The sequence below is a fragment of the Blastococcus deserti genome (genome assembly GCF_042682525.1).
GTDB classification, from domain to species: domain Bacteria; phylum Actinomycetota; class Actinomycetes; order Mycobacteriales; family Geodermatophilaceae; genus Blastococcus_B; species Blastococcus_B deserti.
In genome coordinates, this window is record NZ_JBHUHP010000004.1 from 176,186 (window position 1) to 197,674 (window position 21,489).

At 76.2% G+C, this 21,489-nt stretch carries 15 protein-coding genes; 5 read left to right on the forward strand and 10 right to left on the reverse strand.

The window, feature by feature from the left end; translation table 11 throughout:
* Positions 1-5 precede the first annotated feature (5 nt).
* Positions 6-1,004 carry a YihY/virulence factor BrkB family protein gene (locus ACFSHS_RS05725; protein WP_376872918.1) on the reverse strand — a complete coding sequence of 333 codons (999 nt, stop codon included), beginning with the start codon at positions 1,002-1,004 and terminating at the stop codon, positions 6-8.
* 105 nt (positions 1,005-1,109) lie between these two features.
* Between ACFSHS_RS05725 and ACFSHS_RS05730 the strand changes: the two genes are divergently transcribed.
* The 4 genes from ACFSHS_RS05730 (at position 1,110) to ACFSHS_RS05745 (ending at position 10,273) form a co-directional block, all read left to right on the forward strand.
* A complete protein-coding gene (locus ACFSHS_RS05730; RefSeq protein WP_376872921.1) occupies positions 1,110-1,889 on the forward strand; it encodes a sulfotransferase family protein in 780 nt (259 codons plus the stop codon).
* 469 nt (positions 1,890-2,358) lie between these two features.
* Complete coding sequence (locus ACFSHS_RS05735; protein WP_376872923.1) at positions 2,359-4,365, forward strand: glycoside hydrolase family 3 C-terminal domain-containing protein; 2,007 nt, start codon at positions 2,359-2,361, stop codon at positions 4,363-4,365.
* Positions 4,366-4,502: 137 nt separating this feature from the next.
* Positions 4,503-5,519: a zinc-dependent alcohol dehydrogenase family protein gene (locus tag ACFSHS_RS05740; protein WP_376872926.1), complete on the forward strand. Its 1,017-nt coding sequence runs from the start codon at positions 4,503-4,505 to the stop codon at positions 5,517-5,519.
* A gap of 212 nt (positions 5,520-5,731) precedes the next feature.
* Complete coding sequence (locus tag ACFSHS_RS05745) at positions 5,732-10,273, forward strand: cation-translocating P-type ATPase (RefSeq protein WP_376872929.1); 4,542 nt, start codon at positions 5,732-5,734, stop codon at positions 10,271-10,273.
* A 19-nt stretch (positions 10,274-10,292) separates the two neighbouring features.
* Here ACFSHS_RS05745 and hutI read toward each other — a convergent pair whose 3' ends face one another.
* From hutI to ACFSHS_RS05775, 6 genes are all read right to left on the reverse strand, one after another.
* On the reverse strand, positions 10,293-11,456 hold the full coding sequence (gene hutI, locus ACFSHS_RS05750; RefSeq protein WP_376872931.1) for an imidazolonepropionase: 1,164 nt from the start codon (positions 11,454-11,456) through the stop codon (positions 10,293-10,295).
* Entirely contained in the window at positions 11,453-12,778 is a 1,326-nt protein-coding gene (locus ACFSHS_RS05755; protein ID WP_376872933.1) for a formimidoylglutamate deiminase, read from the reverse strand. The genes hutI and ACFSHS_RS05755 overlap by 4 nt, the downstream gene beginning before the upstream one ends.
* Positions 12,775-14,034, reverse strand: coding sequence for an allantoate amidohydrolase (locus tag ACFSHS_RS05760; protein ID WP_376872935.1), 1,260 nt, complete (start codon positions 14,032-14,034; stop codon positions 12,775-12,777). Before ACFSHS_RS05760 ends, ACFSHS_RS05755 begins: the two co-directional genes overlap by 4 nt.
* Positions 14,031-15,689 carry a urocanate hydratase gene (hutU, locus tag ACFSHS_RS05765; protein WP_376872937.1) on the reverse strand — a complete coding sequence of 553 codons (1,659 nt, stop codon included), beginning with the start codon at positions 15,687-15,689 and terminating at the stop codon, positions 14,031-14,033. Before hutU ends, ACFSHS_RS05760 begins: the two co-directional genes overlap by 4 nt.
* Positions 15,690-15,731: 42 nt before the next feature.
* Complete coding sequence (hutH, locus tag ACFSHS_RS05770; protein ID WP_376872940.1) at positions 15,732-17,270, reverse strand: histidine ammonia-lyase; 1,539 nt, start codon at positions 17,268-17,270, stop codon at positions 15,732-15,734.
* A 74-nt stretch (positions 17,271-17,344) separates the two neighbouring features.
* A complete protein-coding gene (locus ACFSHS_RS05775; RefSeq protein ID WP_376872943.1) occupies positions 17,345-18,154 on the reverse strand; it encodes an IclR family transcriptional regulator in 810 nt (269 codons plus the stop codon).
* A gap of 158 nt (positions 18,155-18,312) precedes the next feature.
* Between ACFSHS_RS05775 and ACFSHS_RS05780 the strand changes: the two genes are divergently transcribed.
* Positions 18,313-18,996: a dienelactone hydrolase family protein gene (locus ACFSHS_RS05780; protein ID WP_376872945.1), complete on the forward strand. Its 684-nt coding sequence runs from the start codon at positions 18,313-18,315 to the stop codon at positions 18,994-18,996.
* An 84-nt stretch (positions 18,997-19,080) separates the two neighbouring features.
* Here the strand turns inward: ACFSHS_RS05780 and ACFSHS_RS05785 are convergent, their stop codons facing one another.
* The 3 genes from ACFSHS_RS05785 to ACFSHS_RS05795 form a co-directional block, all read right to left on the reverse strand.
* Positions 19,081-19,272, reverse strand: coding sequence for a DUF2795 domain-containing protein (locus ACFSHS_RS05785; protein WP_376872947.1), 192 nt, complete (start codon positions 19,270-19,272; stop codon positions 19,081-19,083).
* Between the two features lie 96 nt (positions 19,273-19,368).
* Entirely contained in the window at positions 19,369-19,992 is a 624-nt protein-coding gene (locus ACFSHS_RS05790) for a LutC/YkgG family protein (protein ID WP_376872949.1), read from the reverse strand.
* Positions 19,989-21,482 (reverse strand): LutB/LldF family L-lactate oxidation iron-sulfur protein, encoded by a 1,494-nt coding sequence (locus ACFSHS_RS05795; RefSeq protein ID WP_376872952.1) that lies wholly within the window; start codon positions 21,480-21,482, stop codon positions 19,989-19,991. Before ACFSHS_RS05795 ends, ACFSHS_RS05790 begins: the two co-directional genes overlap by 4 nt.
* Between the last annotated feature and the right edge of the window lie 7 nt (positions 21,483-21,489).

Genomic DNA, 21,489 nt, shown 5'->3' on the forward strand with positions numbered 1-21,489 from the left:
GCCGGTCATCCCTCGCCCGGGTACGGCGGGGCGCTGTCGGCCACGACGGCGCCCCGCTCGCCGAGCGGGCGCTCCGGGCCCACCGTCGAGTCGCGCACCGTCTGGCGCTCGGTCTCCGCGTTCACCGCCGCTCCGACGATGACCAGGAAGACGCTGATCCACAGCCAGAACATGCTGATGGCCACGCCGGCGAGCGAGCCGTAGGTGGACTCGTAGGAGCCCAGGCTCTGCACGTAGGCGAACAGCGCGACGGACGTGGCCAGCCACAGGACCGTCGCGACGGTCGCACCGACGGTGATCCAGCGCCACCGGGCCTGCTTCCGGTCGGGGGCGAACCGGTAGAGGACGTCGAGCACCAGGGCCATGAGCGCCGCCAGGAGCACCCAGACCAGCACGGGCGCCGCGGCTCGGACCGTGCCCGGCGCCCGGTCCAGGAGCCGGGCGACGACACCGGCGACGACCAGCACCGCCCCCAGCAGCAGGGCGCCGCCGAGCACGAAGGCGAGCGCCAGGCGGGTGCGCCGCAGGAACCCGCGGGTCTCGGTCTCGTGGTAGGCGAGCGTCAGCGCGTCGATGAGGTAGGTCGCGGCGGTGGTCGCCGTCCACAGGGCGACGACGAGGCCGCTGATGCCGCGCCAGGTGAGCACCTGGGTCGAGGCCGCCGTGATCGTCCTCAGCTGGTCGGCCACGAGCGGCTCGAGCTCGGGTGGCAGCAGCCGCACCACCGAGGACATCTGCTCCAGCGCCTGGTCCGGGGTGTTCACCGCGCCGTACACCGACAGCGCGGTCACGAGCACCGGGGCGATCGACAGGACGGCGAAGAAGGAGATGCCCGCGGCGAGCACCATCAGGCGGTCGCTGAGGACGTGCCGCCCGACCCGCCGGAGGATGCGGCCCCAGCCCCGGGCGGGGATCCGCCGCGGCGAGGTCGCGTCGTGCCCCTGGGGATCGCGTCCGCCCACGGCCACCTCCGTCGGGGCCGTGCTCTCCCGAGCCTGCGCCATGGCCAGGTCTTTCCCGGGAACCGGCCCCGGCAAGCGGGTGCGTCGAGGACATCCGGCCGGGTTCCCAGGAGGCGCCGTCCGAGCGGCCTCTGCGAGGGTGGGGGCGTGGCCGGAGCCCTGCCGAACCTCGTCGTCATCGGGGCCATGAAGTGCGGGACAACCTCTCTGCACCACTACCTCGACGCGCACCCCGAGATCGCGATGTCCCGTCCGAAGGAGCTCAACTTCTTCTTCGGACCGGCCGATGCCGCAGGCGCCGACGGCTGCGGATCCGATGTCGGCTGCGGATCCGATGTCGGCTGGGCGCGGGGCAACTGGCACCGGGGCGTGCCCTGGTACTGCGGTCACTTCGACCCGGCCGCCACGCTGCGCGGCGAGGCGTCACCGGGGTACACCTCGCCCTCGCACCCCGAGGTGGCCGCCCGCATGGCCGCGCTGATCCCCGACGCCCGGCTGGTCTACGCCGTCCGCGACCCGGTGGAGCGGGCCGTGTCCCAGTACCTGCACCACCGGCGCGACGGCGCCGAGACACGGGACCCGGGGGAGGCGCTGCTGGACCCGGGCAGCCAGTACGTCGCCCGGGGCCGGTACTTCGAGCGGCTGGCGCCGTTCCTCGCCACGGGCGCGTTCGACGGACGCATCACCGTCGTCGCCCGGGAGCAGCTCGCGGACGCCCCCCGGACGACGCTGCGCCGGCTGTACGCCGAACTGGGGGTGGACGACGACCACTGGTCGCCGGACCTGGAGCAGCGGCGCAACGAGTCCGTGGAGACGCCGCCGGAGCTGCCCGACCGGCTGCTGCGGCGGCTGCGCGCGGCGTTCGCCGACGACGCCGAGCGGTTGCGCGAGTTCGCCGGGCAGGACCTCCCGCGCTGGTCGGTCTGACGGCCGCCCGGAGGCGACCGTCCCGACGACGTGCCCACCGTCGGGACGTGCCGTTCACCCGGACCGGTCGGCTGGTCGGTGACCGCCGGTTCGCGGATGGTATGACCGGACGGACGTCCGGCGTCCCGTGGTCCCGTGGGGACCCGGTCACCCGCTCGTCCGCCCAGCGCGATGCCGACCGAGGAGACTCCGTGCCCGTACCCACCGGAGAACCGACCGACCGGAGCCCGGCCGGACCGGGTGACCCGGTCTTCGGCGCCCTTCCGCTCGAGGACAAGGCGGCTCTGCTCTCGGGGCGGGACTTCTGGACCACGAAGCCGGTGGGACCGGTTCCGGCGGTCGTGCTCACCGACGGCCCGCACGGGGTGCGTCGCCAGGCCGCTGATTTCGACCAGCTCGGTCTCCTGGAGAGCCTCCCGGCCACCTGCTTCCCGCCGCGGTCGCCGTCGCCTCCAGCTGGGACCCCGCCGTGGCCGAGCGCGTCGGCGCCGCCGTCGGGCGCGAGGCGCGTGCCCAGGGGGTGCACGTCGTCCTCGGCCCGGGAGTGAACATTAAGCGGTCGCCGCTGGGCGGCCGCAACTTCGAGTACTACTCGGAGGACCCGTTGCTGACCGGGGTGCTGGCCGCGGCGCACGTCCGCGGGCAGCAGGCGCAGGGAGTCGGTGCGTCGGTCAAGCACTTCGCCGCCAACAACCAGGAGACCGACCGGATGCAGGTGAGCGTCGACGTCGACGAGCGCACCCTCCGCGAGATCTACCTGCCCGCCTTCGAGCGCGTTGTCACCGAGGCCCGCCCGGCCACGGTCATGTGCGCCTACAACCGCATCAACGGGGTCTTCGCCTCGGAGAACCACTGGCTGCTCACCGAGCTGCTCCGCGACCAGTGGGGCTTCGAGGGCGTCGTCGTCTCGGACTGGGGCGCGGTGGACGACCGGCCCGCCGCCCTCGCCGCGGGCCTGGACCTGCAGATGCCCGGCGACGGGGGAGCGGGGGACCGGCGGGTCGTCGAGGCCGTCCGGTCCGGGGAGCTGGACGAGTCGGTCGTGGACACCAGCGCCCGCCGGGTCGCGGCCCTCGCCGCGCTGGTCGCTGAACCGGCGGGCGGGTTCGACGTCGAGGCACACCACGCGCTGGCCCGGGAGCTCGCCGCCGAGTGCGCGGTCCTCCTGCGCAACGAGCGGGGCGCGCTGCCCCTGGCACCCGGTGCGCGGGTCGCCCTCGTCGGGGAGTTCGCCCGGACGCCGCGCTACCAGGGCGGTGGCAGCTCCAACGTCAACCCGACCCGGCTGGACACCGCGCTCGAGGCGGTCCGTGCGCTGTCCCGGGCGGACGTGGCCTTCGCGCCCGGCTTCCCCACCGACGGTTCCGGCGACGCCGCCGCGCTGCGCGACGAGGCGGTCGCCGTCGCCCGGGACGCCGAGGTCACCGTCGTGTTCGCCGGGCTGGGGGCGGCCGACGAGTCGGAGGGCTTCGACCGCGCGACCCTCGACCTGCCGGCCGCCCAGGTCGAGCTGATCCGCGCCGTGGCGGCGGTCAGCCCGCGCACCGTCGTCGTCCTGTCCAACGGTGGCGTCGTCTCGCTGGAGGGTTGGCACGACGAGGTCGACGCGGTGCTGGAGGGCTTCCTGCTCGGCCAGGGCGGCGGGGCCGCGGTCGCGGACCTGCTGTACGGGGTCGCGAATCCGTCGGGCCACCTCGCGGAGACGGTTCCGCTCCGTCTCGAGGACACCCCGAGCTTCCTCAACTTCCCCGGGGAGCAGGGGCACGTCCGGTACGGGGAGGGTGTGATGGTCGGCTATCGCGGCCTCACCACCCTCGGCCGACCCGTGCGCTATCCCTTCGGGCACGGCCTGAGCTACACGGCCTTCGACACCACGGACCTCCGGGTGGTCGCCACCGGGAGCGACACGGCGACCGTCTCGGTGACCGTGGCCAACACCGGCGACCGGGCCGGCAAGCACGTGGTGCAGGTCTACGTCGCCACGACGGCGGGGCCGGTCCGCCGCCCGGCCCGCGAGCTGCGCGCCTTCACCAAGGTGGCGCTGGCGCCCGGGGAGCGGCGCACGGTGAGCCTCGGCCTCGACCGCCGCGCCTTCGCGTACTGGGACGTCCGCGAGGACGGCTGGGTCGTGGCGCCCGGGGAGTACACCGTCCAGGTCGGCGCGAGCGCCGTGGACGTCGTCGCGGAGGCGGTCGTGAGCCTTGCCGGCGACGACCTCGTCCGGGAGCTCACCCTCGCCTCCCCGGTGGCGGAGTGGTTCACCCACCCGGTCGCCGGGCCGGTGCTGGCGGAGGAGCTGGCACGCCCCTCGGACGGCGAGGAGCCGCGGCCCGGGCTGCAGGAGGAGATGCTGCAGATGGTCGGGTCGATGCCGATGCGGCGGTTCGTCGTGGACATGGGGGCCGACATCCCGGTGCACCTGCTCGAGCGGCTGGTCCACGAGGCGGCGCGGGCGCGGGCGGACCGGGTCGGCTGAGCCGGCCGGCCGACCCGGCCGTGGCGGCGCGGTAGACCACGGCCGCTCCCGGATACACCGAGCAGGCCGACCCGGACCGGGTCGTCGTCGTGGCCGGTCTCCCGGTCACGGGAACCGCACCCGAGAGGAACCGCACCGTGCGCGGAGCTGTGCTGCACGCCCCTGGCGACGTCCGCATCGAGCAGCTGCCCGATCCGGCGATCGTCGAGCCGACCGACGCGATCGTCCGGCTGTCGGCCACCTGCGTCTGCGGATCGGACCTGTGGCCCTACCGCGGCATCAACGAGGTCACCGAGCCGACGCCCATCGGGCACGAGTACTGCGGCGTGGTCGAGGAGGTCGGCCCCGGCGTCTCCTCGGTCCGGCCCGGCCAGTTCGTCATCGGCTCGTTCATCGCCTCGGACAACACCTGTCCGCACTGCCGGGCCGGCTACCAGAGCGCGTGTGCGCACAAGGTCGGCATGACCGGAGCCCAGGCCGAGCTGCTCCGGGTTCCGCACGCCGACGGCACGCTGGTCGCCACCCCCGACGACCCCGATCCCGAGCTGCTGCCGAGCCTGCTCACCCTCTCCGACGTGATGGGCACCGGGTGGTTCGCCGCGGTGGCCGCCGGTGTGCGGCCGGGGATGACCGTGGCCGTCGTCGGCGACGGCGCCGTGGGTCTGCTCGGCGTGCTCTCGGCGCGCCGGATGGGTGCCGAGCGGATCATCGCGATGAGCCGCCACGAGCCACGGCAGAAGCTGGCCACCGAGTTCGGCGCCACCGACGTCGTCCCCGAGCGGGGGGACGACGCCGTCGCGCGCATCCACGACCTGACCGACGGTGTGGGGGCGGACGCCGTCCTCGAGTGCGTCGGCACCGGCGAGGCGATGACGCAGGCGATCAGGTCGACCCGCGCCGGTGGCGGCGTCGGCTTCGTGGGCGTTCCGCACGGCGTCTCGATCCCCGGCGGACGGCTCTTCGCCACGATGGTGCGGCTGCACGGCGGCCCGGCGCCGGTCCGCCGGTTCCTGCCGGACCTGATCGACGCGACCCTGCGCGGGGAGATCGACCCCGGCCGGGTGTTCGACCTCGACCTGCCGCTGGACGAGGTGGCCGAGGGGTACCGCGCGATGGACGAGCGGCGCGCCATCAAGGCGTACCTGCGGCCCTGAGCCCGGCCGACGACGCACCACACGGCGACGAAGTGCGCACGGGCCCCGTTCCTGTCGCGGGAACGGGGCCCGTGCGCACACGCTGGGTGCCACTAGAGGTGCCTTGTTGCCACTGCGGTTGCACCTGCGTGTCCGAGAGCCGCGCGCCGACGACAGGCCGGTTCCGGTCCGGCGGCGTAGCGTCCAGGGATCCGTCGTCACAGGGGACGCCGATGCGACTGCTCCGCGGGATCGAGGCCGTCCGGAGTGCGGCCGGGGCCGTTGCGCGCCTGGCCGTGACCGAGGCCGCGCTCGCGATCACACCGGCCGTCGTGACCCCGGCACTGCTCGCCGAGCCCACCCGCGCCGCCGCTCGGCTGGCCCGCGCCGGGATGGACGCCACCGCGGCGGTCGCGGGGGGCTCGCTGCACCTCGCGAGGTCGGCCGCCGAGACCGGCACCCGGGCGGTCGGCACCCTGGTGACCGGCGCCAACCCGATTCCCGACGGGCACGTCCGGAGCATCGCCCGCATCGCCCGCGGCATGTTCGAGCCCCCCGAGGCGCGGCACACCCGCCGGGTCTACGCCGACGACCGGCACGTCCAGGTCGAGGTGGCCGCCCCCGACGCGGGCGACCGGAAGGAGGTCCGCACGGCGCTCCGGCGGCACCTCGAGCGGCTCGAGGGTGTCGAGTGGGCCACGGTCAACGACGTCGTCGGCCGGGTGCTCGTGGGCATCGACGACCGGCGGGTCTCCGTCGAGGAGATCGTCGGCGTCGTCACGGCCATCGAGCAGGGCCGCGGGGCGAAACAGGTCTTCCCGCAGCGGGAGGACCACCCCGCCGACCTCGAGCCGCTGCTGGCCGCCGTCATCGACGCCGCCATCGACACCGCCGCGGTGGGGGTGGCGATCGCCGCCAAGATGCTGCCCATCCCCGCGGTCACCCGGCACGCGACCCTCGCCATCGCCCTCCTCGACTCGCAGCAGTGGATCAAGGACGGGCTCGAGTCCCGGATCGGGCCGGTGGGCACCGATCTGGTGTTCACCGGCACCAGCGCCTTCCTCCACGCCCTCACGCAGAGCCCGACGGTCCCGGCGATCAACGCCGCCGCCGCGCTCCAGCAGGCGCTGGAGATCCGGGCCCGGCGGCAGGTGTGGCGCCGCCGGGAGGCGGAGCTGTGCCGGCCCGAGCCCGAGGACGACACGTCCGAGCCGCTCGTCCCGCCCGGTGACCGGCCCGCGCCGCTGCCGCGGGGGCCCATCGAGACCTACGCCGGCCGGCTGGGCCCCACCGCGTTGGCCGGCGCGGTCGGGCTGCTGCCGCTCACGGGCAGTCCCGGGCGGTCGGCCGATCTGCTGAAGGCGCTGACCCCGAAGGCCGCCGTCCTCGGCCGGAACTCCTTCGCCGCCGTCACCGACCTGCTCATGTGCCGCCGGGACGTCCTGCCGATGGACGGGTCGGCCTACCGCCGGCTCGACCGGATCGACACCGTCGTCGTGGACTCGGACGCCCTGTGCACCGGCCCACCGGTCGTCATCGAGGCCGAGGCCGACGCCGACGGCTGGGACGACGCCAGGGTGTGGACGGCGGCGGCCCGGCTGCTGGGCGCGGACGCCGCCCCCCACGAGGGCGACGGCCACGCCGGCCGGCTGCGGCTGGGCCCGGGTCGCGAGTCGCCGGACGCTCCGGGCGGTCAGCTGCGCACCCTGTTCCAGGGCCGGCGCCGCATCGGGCAGGTCACCGTGGCACCCGAGCTCGACCCGCACGCCGAGGCGCTGCTGACGGTGGCGGGCCAGGCGGGCCACCGGCTGGTGCTCTCGCCGCACGTCGGGACGCGGGAGATCGCCGCGGCCGCCGACGAGGTGACGCCCGCGGAGGAGACGCTCGTCGACACGGTCCGCCGGCTGCAGTCGGAGGGGCGCGGGGTGCTGGCCGTGTCCGCCGCCGACGGGCCGGCGCTGCTGGCGGCCGACGTCGGCGTCGCGCCGGTGCGGGAGGGGCGCGCGCCGGCGTGGGGTGCCGACCTGGTGACGCCGCCCGGGCTCCAGGATGCCTGCCGGCTCGTCGCGGCCACCACCGTGGCGCGCGCCGTCAGCCGGCGCGCGACCGGCACGGCGCTGACCGGCAACGTCCTCGGTTCCCTCCTGGCGGCGGTCGGGAGCGCGCGGTACGGGCAGGCCAAGGCCACGGCCCCCGGCAAGACGGCCACCACCTACGCCATGCTCGACGGCGCCGTCGCGGCCGTCCGGCTGGCCCGCCGGCCCGCGCCGCCGCCGTCGGTGCACACGCCCTGGCACGCGCTGGACGCCGACGACGTGCTCCGGCGGGTGTCGGGTCTGCCGGCCGAGGAGGAGCAGGAAGGGCGCCGGCTCCCCGCGCCGGTCCGTGCGGTGGCCGCGCTGCCGGTGGTCCGCGGCCCCGCCCGCTTCGCCCGGACCGTCGCCGCCGAGCTCTCCGATCCGCTCACCCCGATCCTCGGCACCGGCGCGGCCGCCACCGCGGTGCTCGGCGAGTCCACCGACGCGATCCTCGTGGGCGGCGTGACCGTCGGGAACGCGCTGATCAGCGGCCTGCAGCGGCTGCGGGCCGAGACGGCGCTGGAGTCGCTCCTGCTCGAGCAGGACGTCACGGTGCGCCGGGAGACCGACGGCGGCTCCGAGGACGTGCCGGCCAGCGCCCTGCGCGTGGGCGACGTGGTGCTCGTCGAGGCGGGGGACGTCGTGGCCGCCGACGCCCGGCTGCTCGAGGTGGCCGACCTGGAGGTGGACGAGTCCAACCTGACCGGAGAGTCGCTGTCGGTGTGCAAGGGCGTGGAGGCCACGCCCGGCGCCGACGTCGCCGACCGCACCTGCATGCTCTTCGACGGGACCACGGTGGTGGCCGGACGCGGCCGCGCCGTCGTGGTCGCCGTCGGGCAGGCCACGCAGGCGGGACGGGCCGCGCGTGCCGCGGGAGGCGCCGCGCCACCGGCCGGTGTCCAGGCCCGCCTGGGCGAGCTGACCCGCGCGGTGCTGCCGCTCACGCTGGCCGGCGGTGCGGCGGTCACCCTGCTCGGCGTGCTCTGGGGGCGGCCGCTGCGCGAGGCCGTCGGCTCGGGGCTGGCCATCGCGGTGGCCGCCGTCCCTGAGGGGCTGCCGTTGGTGGCGACGGTCGCCCAGCAGTCCGCGGCCCGGCGCCTGTCGCGCCGGGGCGCCGTGGTGCGCAGCGCCCGCGTGCTCGAGGCGCTGGGCCGTGTGGACACCGTGTGCTTCGACAAGACCGGCACGCTGACCGAGAACCGGCTGCGCGTGGTCCGGATGGTGCCGATCGACGGGCTGGGTGAGGACGACGTCCTCGGGCTCGCCGCCTCGGCCGCCGCCGAGGGCGACGACAAGGCCCACGAGACCGACCGCGCGGTGGCCGAGGCCGCCGCCGAGCGCGGGGTGGCCGAGGACGGCGACCCGGAGTGCGCCCTGCCCTTCGCCGCCGAGCGCGGGTTCTCCGCGGCGCTCCGCGACGGGCGCCTCGTGGTGAAGGGCGCCCCCGAGGTGGTGCTGGCCCGGTGCTCCGGGGCGGAGGGCATGCAGGAGCGGATCCAGGAGCTGGCGGCCGAGGGGCTGCGCGTCCTGGCCGTCGCCGACCGCGCGGTCGACGGCCGGCCCGACGACCTCGACGAGGCAGCCCGCGATCTGACCCCGCGGGGGCTCATCGGCCTCGCCGACACGCTGCGGGAGTCGTCGGTGGCCGCCGTCGAGCAGCTCTGCGCCGCCGGCGTGCGGGTGGTCGTGGCCACCGGCGACCACCCCGAGACGGCCGGCGCCATCGCCGCGAAGGCGGGCATCCCACACGCCGACCGGGTGGTGACCGGCGCTCAGCTGGCCCGGGCGTCGGACACCGAGCGCGCCGAGCTGGTGCGCACGGCCGGGGTCTTCGCTCGCCTGTCGCCGGAGCAGAAGGTGACCCTGGTGGCGGCGCTGCGACGGGCCGGCGCGACGCTGGCGATGACCGGGGACGGCGTGAACGACGCCGCCGCCATCCGGCTGGCCGACGTCGGGGTCGGCGTGGCCGGAGCGGAGTCGCCCGCGGCGCGGACCGCCGCCGACCTGGTGCTCACCGACCTCGACCTCACCCGGCTGGTCGACGCGATCGCCGAGGGCCGGGCCATGTGGTCGCGGGTGCGCGACGCGGTGTCGGTGCTCGTCGGAGGCAACGCCGGCGAGGTGGCCTTCACCGTGCTCGGCACGGTGTTCGGCGGGCGGGCTCCCGTGGGCACGCGGCAGCTGCTGCTGGTCAACATGCTCACCGACATGTTCCCGGCCCTGGCCGTCGCCGTCTCCACGCCGCGGGCGGCCGCCGTCGAGGACGCCGACGGGCCGCTGGCCGGGCACCCGCTGGCGCCGGTCCTCCTCGCCGGCCCCCAGCGGGGCTTCACCGACACCGTCCGGCGCATGGTGCTGGTGCGGGGCGCGGCGACCACCGTCGGCGCTACCGGCGCCTGGGCCACCGGCCGGCTCACCGGCACGTTCGGGCGGGCCAGCACGATGGGCCTGGCCGCGCTCATCACCACGCAGCTCGGCCAGACCGCCTGGGCCGGGCGCCGGAGCCCGCTGGTCGTCGCCACCGCCGCCGGCTCGCTGGCGGTGCTGTTCGCGCTCGTCCAGACCCCGGGGCTGAGCCGCTTCTTCGGCTGCCGGCCGCTGGACCCGCTGTCCTGGCTGGTGGTGCTGGCCTGGGCCGCCGTCGGGACGGCGACCGGGGAGCTCGGCCCGCGGCTGGTCCAGCGGCTCCGCGCCTGAGGCCGGGCGGCTCCGGAAGTCAGCGGGGCAGCTCCAGCGCGCGCACGAGGGGGACGCCGGGGCGGTAGGCCAGGTGGCGGTGGGACGGCGCGTCCACGACGGCCAGGTCCGCCCGGGCCCCGGGGCCCAGGTGGCCGACGTCGGTCCGGCGCAGCGCGGCCGCGCCCCCGGCGGTCGCCGCCCACAACGCCTCGGCCGGCGTCAGGTGCATCTCCCGGACGGCCAGCGCGATGCAGAAGGGCATCGACGAGCTGAAGCAGCTTCCCGGGTTGCAGTCGGTGGCCAGCGCGACCGTCGCCCCGGCGTCCAGGAGACGGCGGGCGTCCGGATAGGGCGACCGGGTGGAGAACTCCACGCCGGGCAGGAGGGTGGCGACCGTCGTCCCGCCGGCGAGCGCGTCGACGTCGGCACCGGTCAGGTGCGTGCAGTGGTCGGCGCTGGCCGCGCCGAGCTCCACCGCGAGCCGCACCCCGGGGCCCGCGGAGAGCTGGTTGGCGTGCACCCGCAGACCCAGTCCCGCGGCGCGCCCGGCCTCGAGCACCGACCGCGCCTGGTCGCCGTCGAACGCGTGCGCCGATCCCGGCTCGCAGAAGACGTCCGCCCAGCGGGCGTGCGGGGCGCAGGCGGCGAGCATCGGACCGGTCACCAGCTCGACGTACTCGTCGGACCGGCCGACGTACTCGGCCGGCACCACGTGGGCGCCGAGGAACGTCGTCTCCGTGGTCACCTCGGCGGCGAGCCGGAGGCACCGGGTCTCGTCCTCGACCGTGAGCCCGTAGCCGCTCTTCACCTCCACCGTCGTGGTGCCCTGGCGGCGCATCTCGGCCAGCAGGTCCCGCAGCCGGCCGCGCAGGTCCGCGTCGGATGCCGCCCGGGTCGCGGCGACCGTGGTGCCGATGCCGCCGCCGTCGTAGCGGGCGCCCGACATCCGGGCCTCGAACTCCGCGGCCCGGTCACCGGCGAAGACCAGGTGGGCGTGGCTGTCGACGAAGCCGGGGATCACCGCCCGGCCGCCGACGTCGAGCCGCGCGTCGGCTTCGGGCGCCGCCGCGGTCCGGCCCACCCACGCGACGGTGCCGCCCTCGACGACGAGCGCGGCGTCGGCCAGGACGCCCAGCGCACCGCTGCCGAGCGCCGGATCGTTGGTGACCAGCTCACCGATGCCGCTGACGAGGAGGCTCATCGGTCGTCCCGGAGTGCTCCGATGGCCGCGGTCAGCAGCCGCCCGACGTCGCCCAGGACGTGCTGCCCCTCCGACACCACGATCCGGCCGTCGACGACCACGGTGTGCACGTCCGTGGCGCCGGCGGCCATCACGACCTGGTCCGGCGCGCTGCCCGCGGTGCGCGGGCTGTCCAGCCGGACGGCGACCAGGTCGGCCCGCATGCCCGGAGCCAGCCGGCCGGCGTCGTGCCAGCCCAGCGCGCGGTGCCCGGCCGCGGTGAGGGCGTCGACGAGCTCGGCCGGGCGGAGGCGGCCGCGTTCCCCGGAGACCAGTCGCTCGCCGCCTTCCAGCAGCCGCGCCTCGGCGAACAGGTCGGTGACGACGTGCTGGTCGCTGCCCAGGCAGATCGGCGATCCGGCCTCCCGCAGCCGGCGGAAGGGGCCGACGCCGTCGGCGAGGTCGGCCTCGGTGCTGGGGCACGCGCAGACGCCGGTCCCGGAGGCCCCGAGCGTCGCGACGTCCTCGTCGGTCAGGTGCGTGGCGTGCACGGCGGTCGTCCGCGGGCCGAGCACCCCGTGCTTCTCGAGCAACCGGGTGGGGGTGCAGCCGTAGAACGCCTGGCAGGCGTCGTTCTCGGCCGGCTGCTCGGAGAGGTGGACGTGCAGGGGCCGCCCGGCGGCGGCCTCGGCGACCGTGGCCAGCGCCGGCGCGGGCACGGCACGCACCGAGTGCACGGCAGCTCCGACCCGCATCCCGGGCGGTGCCGGGAGGAGCGCCACGCGGGCCGCCCACGCGTCGGCGTCGCCGTCCGAGAAGCGGGCCTGGACGTCGTCGGGCGGGCGGTGGCCGTTTCCGTCGAGCCCGCCGGCGAGGTAGCAGGTGTCGAGCAGCGTCAGCCGGATCCCGGCTTCCGCGGCCGCCTCGACCAGGGCCGCGGCCATGGCGTTGGGATCGGCGTACCGGCCGCCCCCGGGAGGGTGGTGCAGGTAGTGGAACTCGCCCACGCAGGTGATGCCCGCCAGGGCCATCTCGGCGTAGGCGGCGCGGGCCAGGGCGAGGTAGCCGTCGGGGTCGAGGCGCCCGGCGACGGCGTACATCCGCTGCCGCCACGTCCAGAACGTGCCGCCGCCGTCGTGGGTGCGCCCACGCAGTGCGCGGTGGAAGGCGTGCGAGTGCGCGTTCGCCAGGCCGGGGAGCACGAGGCCGGCCAGCCGCATGTCGCCGGCGGCCGAGCGCGTGCCCGACTCGACGGAGGCGATCCGGCCGCCGTCCTCGACGATCCGGACCCCCGGCACGGCCCCCTCGCCGAGGTCGGCGTGCTCGCACCAGTAGGCGGTCATGCCAGCGCCTCGACCGCCCGGGCGAGTGCCGCCACCCCGGCGAGGCAGTCGGCCGGCTCGGCGTGCTCGGCGGGGGAGTGCGAGACCCCGGTCGGGTTGCGGACGAACAGCATGGCCGACGGGATCCCGGCCGCGGCGAGGATGCCGGCGTCGTGCCCGGCCCCGGTCGGCAGCACCGGCGCCGCGGATCCGTCGCCGTCGCCGAGCAGGGTGGCCAGCCGGTCGCGCAGCCCCCGATCGAACGCGGTCGTCGGCGTCCACGACTCCAGGACCGGCGTGGTCCCCGCGGCGCCGCCGACGTCGGCGACCACCGCGCGCACGCCGTCCTCGGACGGACCCCGGGCGTCGAGCCACGCGGTGACCGCCGACGGGATCGCGTTGACGCCGTTGGGCTCCACGCGGACCTTGCCCACGGTGGCCAGCGACCCGTGGCGGCCGGCCGCGGCCCGCGCCTCCAGGATCGCGGCCGCCAGCGCCGGCATCGGGTCCTCCCGGTCGGCCAGGCGCGTGGTCCCCGCGTGGTCCGCCCGGCCGCGCAGGTCCAGCCGCCAGCGGCCGTGCGGCCAGATGGCCGAGGCGACCCCCACGGCGGCGCCCCGCCCGCCGTCGGCGTGGACGAGCCCCCGGCCCTGCTCCACGTGCAGCTCGAGGAAGGTGCCGATCCGGCGCAGCGCCTCCTCGTCCGCCCCCAGCGTGCCGGGGTCGCGGCCGCACGCGGTGAGCGCCTCGGCCATCGTCGTGCCGTCGTCGTCGGTCAGGGACCGCGCCCGGTCGGCGTCGAGCACGCCGGTGAGCAGCCGGGAGCCGGCGCAGGCGACGCCGAAGCGGGCGCCCTCCTCGTCGGCGAAGCACGCGACGCCCACCGGACGGCGGGGCGACCAGCCTCGCGCGCGCAGCTGGTCGAGGGCGGCGAACGCGGAGACGACCCCCAGCGGCCCGTCGAAGGCACCGCCGTCCGGGACGGAGTCCAGGTGGCTGCCGACCACGAGCCCGGGCCGGCCGGCCGCCGCGGCCGAGTCCGGGTCGCCCGTCCACGCCCAGAGGTTGCCCGCCCGGTCGGTCGTCACGTCGAGACCGCGCCGCCCGGCCTCCCCGGTGAACCACTCGCGCAGGCCGGCGTCGGTCGGCGTCCAGGCGTAGCGGCGGTACCCGCCGGTCGAGGGGTGCCGCCCCATCGGGAGCAGGTCGGCCCACATCTGCTCGAAGGAGGTCGCCGGACGGTCGACGTCGTCATCCTGGCCCTCGTGGGCCCTCATGAGCCCTCCGCCATCGGGATCCGGACGCCGCGCTCCTCGGCGACCCGGGCGGCCAGGTCGTAGCCGGCGTCCACGTGCCGGATGACGCCCGTGGCGGGGTCGTTGCGGAGCACCCGCTCCAGTTTCTGCGCGGCCAGCGGAGTGCCGTCGGCGACGCTGACCTGTCCCGCGTGGAGCGACCGGCCGATGCCGACGCCGCCGCCGTGGTGGATCGACACCCAGGTCGCCCCCGACGACGCACTGACCAGCGCGTTGAGCAGCGGCCAGTCGGCGATGGCGTCGGAGCCGTCGGCCATCGCCTCGGTCTCGCGGTAGGGGGAGGCGACCGAGCCCGAGTCGAGGTGGTCGCGGCCGATGACGATCGGTGCGCTGATCTCCCCGGAGGCGACCATCTCGTTGAACCGCAGGCCGGCGCGGTCCCGTTCCCCGTAGCCGAGCCAGCAGATGCGGGCGGGCAGCCCCTGGAAGGCGACCTTGTCGCGGGCGGCGCGGATCCAGCGCTGCAGGTGGTCGTCGTCGGGGAACAGGTCGAGGACGGCGCGATCGGTGGCGGCGATGTCGGCCGGGTCGCCGGAGAGGGCGGCCCAGCGGAACGGCCCCTTGCCCTCGCAGAACAGGGGGCGGATGTAGGCGGGGACGAACCCCGGGAAGGCGAACGCCCGCTCGAAGCCGCCCTGCCGCGCCTCGTCCCGGATGGAGTTGCCGTAGTCGAACACCTCCGCGCCGGCGTCCAGGAAGCCCACCATCGCCTCGACGTGCCTGGCCATCGAGGCCCGCGCGCGGTCGGTGAACTCCTCGGGCTTCTTCTCGGCGTAGTCGGTCCAGTCGCCGGGGTCCACGCCTTCCGGGAGGTAGCTGAGCGGGTCGTGCGCCGACGTCTGATCCGTGACGACGTCGATCTCCACCCCGCGGCGCAGCAGCTCGGGGAACACGGTCGCGGCGTTGCCCACCAGCCCGACGCTCAGCGCCCGCCGGTCGCGCTTGGCGGTCAGGCAGCGGTCGACGGCGTCGTCCAGGTCCTCGGCCACCTCGTCGAGGTAGCGCTGGGCGACGCGGCGGCGCAGCCGGCTCTCGTCGACGTCGACGATCAGGCACACCCCGCCGTTGAGCGTCACGGCCAGCGGCTGGGCCCCGCCCATGCCGCCGCAACCGCCGGTCAGGGTGAGCGTGCCGGCCAGCGTGCCGCCGAACCGTTTCGCGGCGACGGCGGCGAAGGTCTCGTAGGTGCCCTGCAGGATCCCCTGGGTGCCGATGTAGATCCACGAGCCGGCGGTCATCTGGCCGTACATGGTGAGGCCGAGGTCTTCCAGCCGCCGGAACTCCGGCCAGGTCGCCCAGTCGCCGACGAGGTTGGAGTTGGCGATGAGCACCCGGGGTGCCCACTCGTGGGTGCGCAGCACCCCGACCGGGCGGCCGGACTGCACGAGCATGGTCTCGTCGTCGGCCAGCGTGGTCAGTGTCCGGACCATGGCGTCGAAGCTGCGCCAGTCGCGGGCGGCCCGCCCGGTGCCGCCGTAGACGACCAGGTCGTCGGGGCGCTCGGCGACCTCCGGGTCGAGGTTGTTCTGCAGCATGCGCAGCGGCGCCTCGGTCTGCCAGCTGCGCGCGGTCAGCGTCGTGCCGCGCGGCGAGCGCACGGGTCGTGCTCCGTCCATGGGAACTCCTCCTTCGCGCTTTCTCGCCAGAAAGCTCGTGGATCAGTGCAGGTCGAGTGCGGTGGCGGTGAGCAGGGCGCCGTCGTCCACCAGGCGGACGACGGTCTCGATCTCGGGCGCGAGGTGACGGTCGGGGCCGGGTCCGCCGACGCCCGCCGCGCGGACGGCGTCGCGGACGGCGGCCGTCGGGGCGGCCGGCTCCAGCGGTGCGCGCAGGTCGAGGGCGCGTGCTGCGGTGGCGATCTCGATCGCCAGGACCCGCGCGAGGCCGTCCAGCGCGCGGCGGAGCTTGCGGGCCGCGGCCCAGCCCATGGAGACGTGGTCCTCCTGCATGGCGGAGGAGGGGATCGAGTCGACGCTGGCCGGCACCGCCAGGCGCTTGAGCTCGCTGACGATCCCCGCGGCCGTGTACTGCGCGATCATGTGGCCGGAGTCGACGCCGGGATCGTCGGCCAGGAACGGCGGCAGGCCGTTGCTGCGCGCGGGGTCGAGGCACCGGTCGGTCCGGCGCTCGCTCATGCCGGCGACGTCGGCGACGGCGATGGCGAGGAAGTCGAGCACGTAGGCCACCGGGGCGCCGTGGAAGTTGCCGTTGGACTCGACCCGCCCGTCGAGGGTGATCACCGGGTTGTCGACGGCCGCCGCCAGCTCCCGTCCCGCCACGGCGGCGGCGTGGGCCGCCGTGTCGCGGGCGGCGCCGTGCACCTGCGGAGCGCAGCGCAGGGAGTAGGCGTCCTGCACGCGGGTGCACTCGGGCCCGCGGTGGCTGGCCATGATCCCGCTGCCGGCCAGGAGGGCGCGCAGGTTGGCGGCCGACGCGGCCTGCCCGGGATGGGGCCGGAGCCGGTGGAGGTCGTCGGCGAACACCGCGTCGGTGCCCAGCAGCGCCTCGACGCTCATGGCCGCGGCGACGTCCGCCGTGGTCAGCAGCCGGTCGAGGTCGGCGAGGGCCAGCACCAGCATCCCGAGCATGCCGTCGGTGCCGTTGACGAGCGCCAGCCCTTCCTTCTCGGCCAGCTCCACCGGCTCGATACCGGAGGCGCGCATCGCCTCGCCGGCCGGCCGGAGGACCCCCGTCCCGTCCCGCACGGAGCCCTCGCCCATGAGCGCGAGCGCGATGGAGGAGAGGGGGGCCAGGTCACCGGAGCAGCCCAGGGAGCCGTACTCGTGCACCACCGGCGTCAGGCCGGCGTCGAGCATCGCGGCGTAGGCCGTGGCGGTCCCCGGCCGGACGCCGGTGCGTCCGGTCGCCAGCGTGGCGAGCCGGAGGAGCATCAGCGCCCGCACGACCTCCCGCTCCACCGCGGGGCCCGATCCGGCGGCGTGCGAGCGGATCAGGCTGCGCTGCAGCTGGGTGCGCCGCTCGGCCGGGATGTGCGTGGTGGCGAGCGCGCCGAAGCCGGTGGAGATTCCGTAGTGCGGCCGGTCGTCCTCGGCGAGCTCGTCGACGACGTCCCGGCTGCGGGCGATCTCGGCCAGCGCGTCCTCGGCCAGCCGCACGCCGCACCCCTGCCTCGCCACCCGGACGACGTCCTCCGGGGTGACCGATCCGAGCCCCACGACTACCTGGTCGGTGCGCATGCCCTCATCGGACACCGCAGGTGCAGGGGTCGCCTAGGCCCCGACGCGCGGTCGTGTCCGGGATCCCAGACAGTTCATCGGGGGTCGGCCCCGGGGGGACGGCCGGTGATCCGCCGGGTCAGCTCGGCGGCCGCGCGCCCGACCCGACGGGCCAGCTCGTCACGCGCCGCCGGGTCGACCTCCTCCGCCGGGAACGTCACCGCGACGCTCGCGGTCGGCCGGCCCGCGTGGTCGTGGACGGCGGCGGCCACCGAGGCGAACCCCGGCGTCACCTCGCCGTCCTCGGTGGCGAAACCGTTCCGGCGGACGGCGACCAGCAGCCGGCGCAGGTCGGTGAGACGGCGCGGGCCGGTCCCGTGCCGGTCGACGAACGCGCTCGCGTCGGGGAACAGCGCCCGGACGTGCGGACCCGGCAGGTCGGCGAGCATCGCCCGGCCGCTGGCGGTCAGCTGGGCCGGCAGCCGCACGCCGACGTCGGTCACCAGTGGCGGGCGACCCGGGGCCCGCTGCTCGACGACGTAGAGCACCTCGCGGCCGTGCAGCACCGCCAGGTGCGCGGAGTGGCCGACCGCGTCGACCAGACGCGCCAGCACGGGCCGGGCCAGCCGGGCCAGCGGCTCCTGGCGCGCGTACGCGCTGCCGATCTCGAACGCGCTCACGCCCAGCCCGTACCGGCGCTCCTCCGGCAGGTGGACGACGAAGCCCGCGGCGATCAGCTCGGCGAGCAGGTGGTAGGTCGTCGAGCGGGGCAGGCCGAGGTCGCGCGCCAGCGCCGCGGCGGGCACCGGGCCCGGCTGCCGCGCCATGGCCTGCAGCAGGGCCAGCGCGTGCCGCGCGGCGGGTACGCCGGCCGGGGTGCGGCCGTCGCGCGCCGTCCCCGTCATCCGGTCAGCGTAGGAGGCCGAGAGCCGGCGCAGCCCCTGGCCGATCCCGGACACCACCGGCAGGCTGATGGCAGCCCGGGCACCGTCCCGCGACGGGGCGGCCACGGCGGGCGAGCACGGCGGGCGAGCACGGCGGGCGAGCACGGCCAGGGGGACGCATGGCCATCGAGGAACCCACGATCCGGCGCACCGTCGAGGTGCCCACGACCCGGGCCGCCCTCGCCGGGGACCTCGTCGTCCCCGCGGCCGCCCGGGGCGTGGTGCTGTTCGCCCACGGGAGCGGCAGCAGCCGGCACAGCCCGCGCAACCGGAAGGTGGCCGCCGCCCTGCAGGACGCGGGCTTCGGCACACTGCTGATCGACCTCCTGACCGAGGTCGAGGAGGCCGTCGACGCGCGGACCCGGCACCTGCGGTTCGACATCGGCCTGCTCGCCGGCCGGCTCACCGGGGCAGCGGACTGGCTCGCCGGCGACGCGGCGACCGCGGGCCTGCCGCTGGCCACCTTCGGCGCCAGCACCGGCGCGGCCGCAGCGCTGGTCACCGCAGCGGAGCGGCCGGACCGGGTGGGCGCGGTGATCTCCCGCGGCGGCCGGCCCGATCTGGCCGGCTCCGCGCTGGAGCGGGTGCGGGCTCCGACGCTGCTCGTCGTCGGCGGGGCAGATCCGCAGGTCCTCGACCTCAACCGCGCGGCGGCGGCCCGGCTGGCGGCCGAGTACGAGGTAGCCGTGGTCCCCGGTGCCACCCACCTGTTCCCCGAGCCGGGGGCGCTCGAGCAGGTGGTCGACCTCGCGCTCGCCTGGCTGGACCGGTGGCTGCGCGTCCCGCCGACGTCCGGAGGCTGAACCGGCACGACCGGTCCCCGCTACGGCGCGCCGCCGGGGAACGTCGGGTGGTGCCGGGTGCGGGCGCGGGCTACAGGGGCCGGGCTACAGGGGCAGGGAGCGGACGACCTCGGCGCGGTTGCGGTAGTCGACCGGTGGAATGGCGCGGATGGCGCGCAGCACCTCGTCGGAGGCGCCGCGCGCTCCCGCGTAGGACACGAGCGTGTCCTTGTCCGCCGGATAGTCCACGTCGGTCAGGTACCCCATGACCTGGTCCGCCGTCACGCCTTCGGCCACGCTGCTGTCCTTCCGGGCCGTCCGGCCGCGCGTCCTCTCGGCGCGGCGGCGGAGGGCTACCCGGACGGCCGGTGAGATAACGCGGAGGCCGGGCTGTCAGGCGACGAGGACGACGACCAGCGTGCGCGGGCCGTGCACGCCCTCCACCCGCTGCAGCTCGATGTCGCTCGTGGCCGACGGTCCGCTGATCATGGTCAGCGGGGCGACCGGGTCGAGGCGGGCCAGCCCCTCGGGTACACCGCCCACCACCTGGTCCGCGGTCACCACGCACACCAGGCAGTCGGGCAGCAGCGACAGCGCCCGGCGCCCGCACGGCGGGCTGCCGTCGAGGACGAGGGTTCCGGTCTCCGCGATCGCCACGGAGACACCGGTGACCGCGGCGGCGTGCGCGGCGAGCGCCACGGCCGGGCGGCCGTCGTCCTCGGTCGCGCCGTCCGGCCGCCAGTCGCCGGGCAGACCCGGTGCGACGACGACGTCGGCGGGATCGTGCTCCCCGAGCGCCGTCCGCAGGGCTTCGGCGACGGTGGCCGCGACCGCGGCCGGCCCGCACCGGACGACCGTGGCCTTGTAGTCCTCGAGGCGGTCGACCAGCACGTCGCGCAGGACCTCCGGCTCCCGGTCGTCGGTCAGCCGGTAGTCGCGCTGCACCTCCGGCGGGGCGGCACGGTCGGGACCGAGCGCGGTGCGGATCCGGCCGAGGATCTCCTCCCGGGCGCTCACCCGCCGTGCTCCCGGGCCCAGGCCTGGGTGAACGTCTCCCGCGGCGGGGTCGGCAGGTCGCGGGTGCGGGTCCACTTCGACGCCGGCGGCGGCAGGACGGCGGGCAGGGTGGCCTTCCCGCGGGCGAGCAGGCGCCCCAGGCCCGCGGCGCGCTGGGCCGCCCGCCACAGCCGCGGGCGGGACATGGCCCGGGCGAGCGCCCGGAAGGCGACCGCCTCCGGCGTCGTCCGTTCCTGCGCCTCGACGTGCTCGGCGCGCAGGTGGACCAGGATCGACGGGATGTCGATGGCGACCGGGCAGGCGTCGTAGCAGGCGCCGCACAGGGAGCTGGCGTAGGGCAGCGAGGCGTTGTCCTCGATCCCGGTCAGCTGCGGTGACAGGACGGCGCCGATCGGGCCCGGGTAGACCGAGCCGTAGGCGTGCCCGCCGGCCCGCTCGTACACCGGGCAGACGTTGAGGCAGGCCGAGCAGCGGATGCAGTGCAGCGCCGCGCGCCCCACCTCGTCCGCGAGGACCGCCGTCCGGCCGTTGTCGACCAGCACCAGGTGGAACTCCTGCGGGCCGTCGCCGGGGGTCACGCCCGCCCACAGCGAGGTGTAGGGGTTCATCCGCTCGCCGGTGGAGGAGCGGGGGAGCAGCTGCAGGAAGACCGCGAGGTCGCGCCAGCTGGGCACCACCTTCTCGATGCCCATGACCGTGATCAGCGTCTGCGGCAGGGTGAGGCACATCCGGCCGTTGCCCTCGGACTCCACGACGGCGAGGGTGCCGGTCTCGGCCACGGCGAAGTTGGCGCCGCTGATGGCGACCCGGGCGCGGAGGAACCGCTCGCGCAGGTGGGCGCGGGCGGCCATCGCGAGCCTGCGCGGCTCGTCGGTGAGGCCGGGATCGACGCCTGGCATGGTGCGCAGGAAGATCTCGCGGATCTCGGCCCGGTTCTTGTGGATCGCTGGAACCAGGATGTGCGACGGCTTGTCCTCGCCCAGCTGCACGATGAGCTCGGCCAGGTCGGTCTCGTGCGCGGCGATGCCCGCGGCCTCCAAGGCCTCGTTCAGGCCGATCTCCTGGGTGGCCATCGACTTGACCTTGACGACCTCGTCGGTGCCGGTGGCCTGGACGAGCCGGGTGACGATCGCGTTGGCCTCGGCGGCGTCGCGGGCCCAGTGCACCGAGCCGCCGCGGGCGGTGACCTGCTCCTCGAGCGCGACCAGGTGCTCGTCGAGGCGGGCCATGGTCGCGGCTTTGAGCGCGCTGCCGGCCGCGCGCAGCTGCTCCCAGTCGGGCACCTCGCCGACGACCGCGGCCCGCTTGGCGCGGATGGTCGCCGTCGCGTGCCCGAGGTTGGCCCGCAGCTGCCCGTCGCGCAGCGAGTCGCGCGCGGCGTCGGGGAACGACCGGTCGCCCCGAAGGTGGCCGATCCCCGCCGGGGCGGTGGGGAGGGTGGGCCGTTGCGCGGTGGGCAGCGTCGGCATGCCGAGGTCCACGGCGCTCATCGCCCGT

Coding starts and splice junctions, on each gene's coding strand:
- hutI (WP_376872931.1), bottom strand. CDS start 11,456: ATGAGCCTCCTCGTCAGCGGCATCGGTGAGCTGGTCACCAACGATCCG.
- ACFSHS_RS05745 (WP_376872929.1), top strand. CDS start 5,732: ATGCGACTGCTCCGCGGGATCGAGGCCGTCCGGAGTGCGGCCGGGGCC.
- hutU (WP_376872937.1), bottom strand. CDS start 15,689: ATGGACGGAGCACGACCCGTGCGCTCGCCGCGCGGCACGACGCTGACC.
- ACFSHS_RS05725 (WP_376872918.1), bottom strand. CDS start 1,004: ATGGCGCAGGCTCGGGAGAGCACGGCCCCGACGGAGGTGGCCGTGGGC.
- hutH (WP_376872940.1), bottom strand. CDS start 17,270: ATGCGCACCGACCAGGTAGTCGTGGGGCTCGGATCGGTCACCCCGGAG.
- ACFSHS_RS05795 (WP_376872952.1), bottom strand. CDS start 21,482: ATGAGCGCCGTGGACCTCGGCATGCCGACGCTGCCCACCGCGCAACGG.
- ACFSHS_RS05760 (WP_376872935.1), bottom strand. CDS start 14,034: ATGAGGGCCCACGAGGGCCAGGATGACGACGTCGACCGTCCGGCGACC.
- ACFSHS_RS05775 (WP_376872943.1), bottom strand. CDS start 18,154: ATGACGGGGACGGCGCGCGACGGCCGCACCCCGGCCGGCGTACCCGCC.
- ACFSHS_RS05780 (WP_376872945.1), top strand. CDS start 18,313: ATGGCCATCGAGGAACCCACGATCCGGCGCACCGTCGAGGTGCCCACG.
- ACFSHS_RS05755 (WP_376872933.1), bottom strand. CDS start 12,778: ATGACCGCCTACTGGTGCGAGCACGCCGACCTCGGCGAGGGGGCCGTG.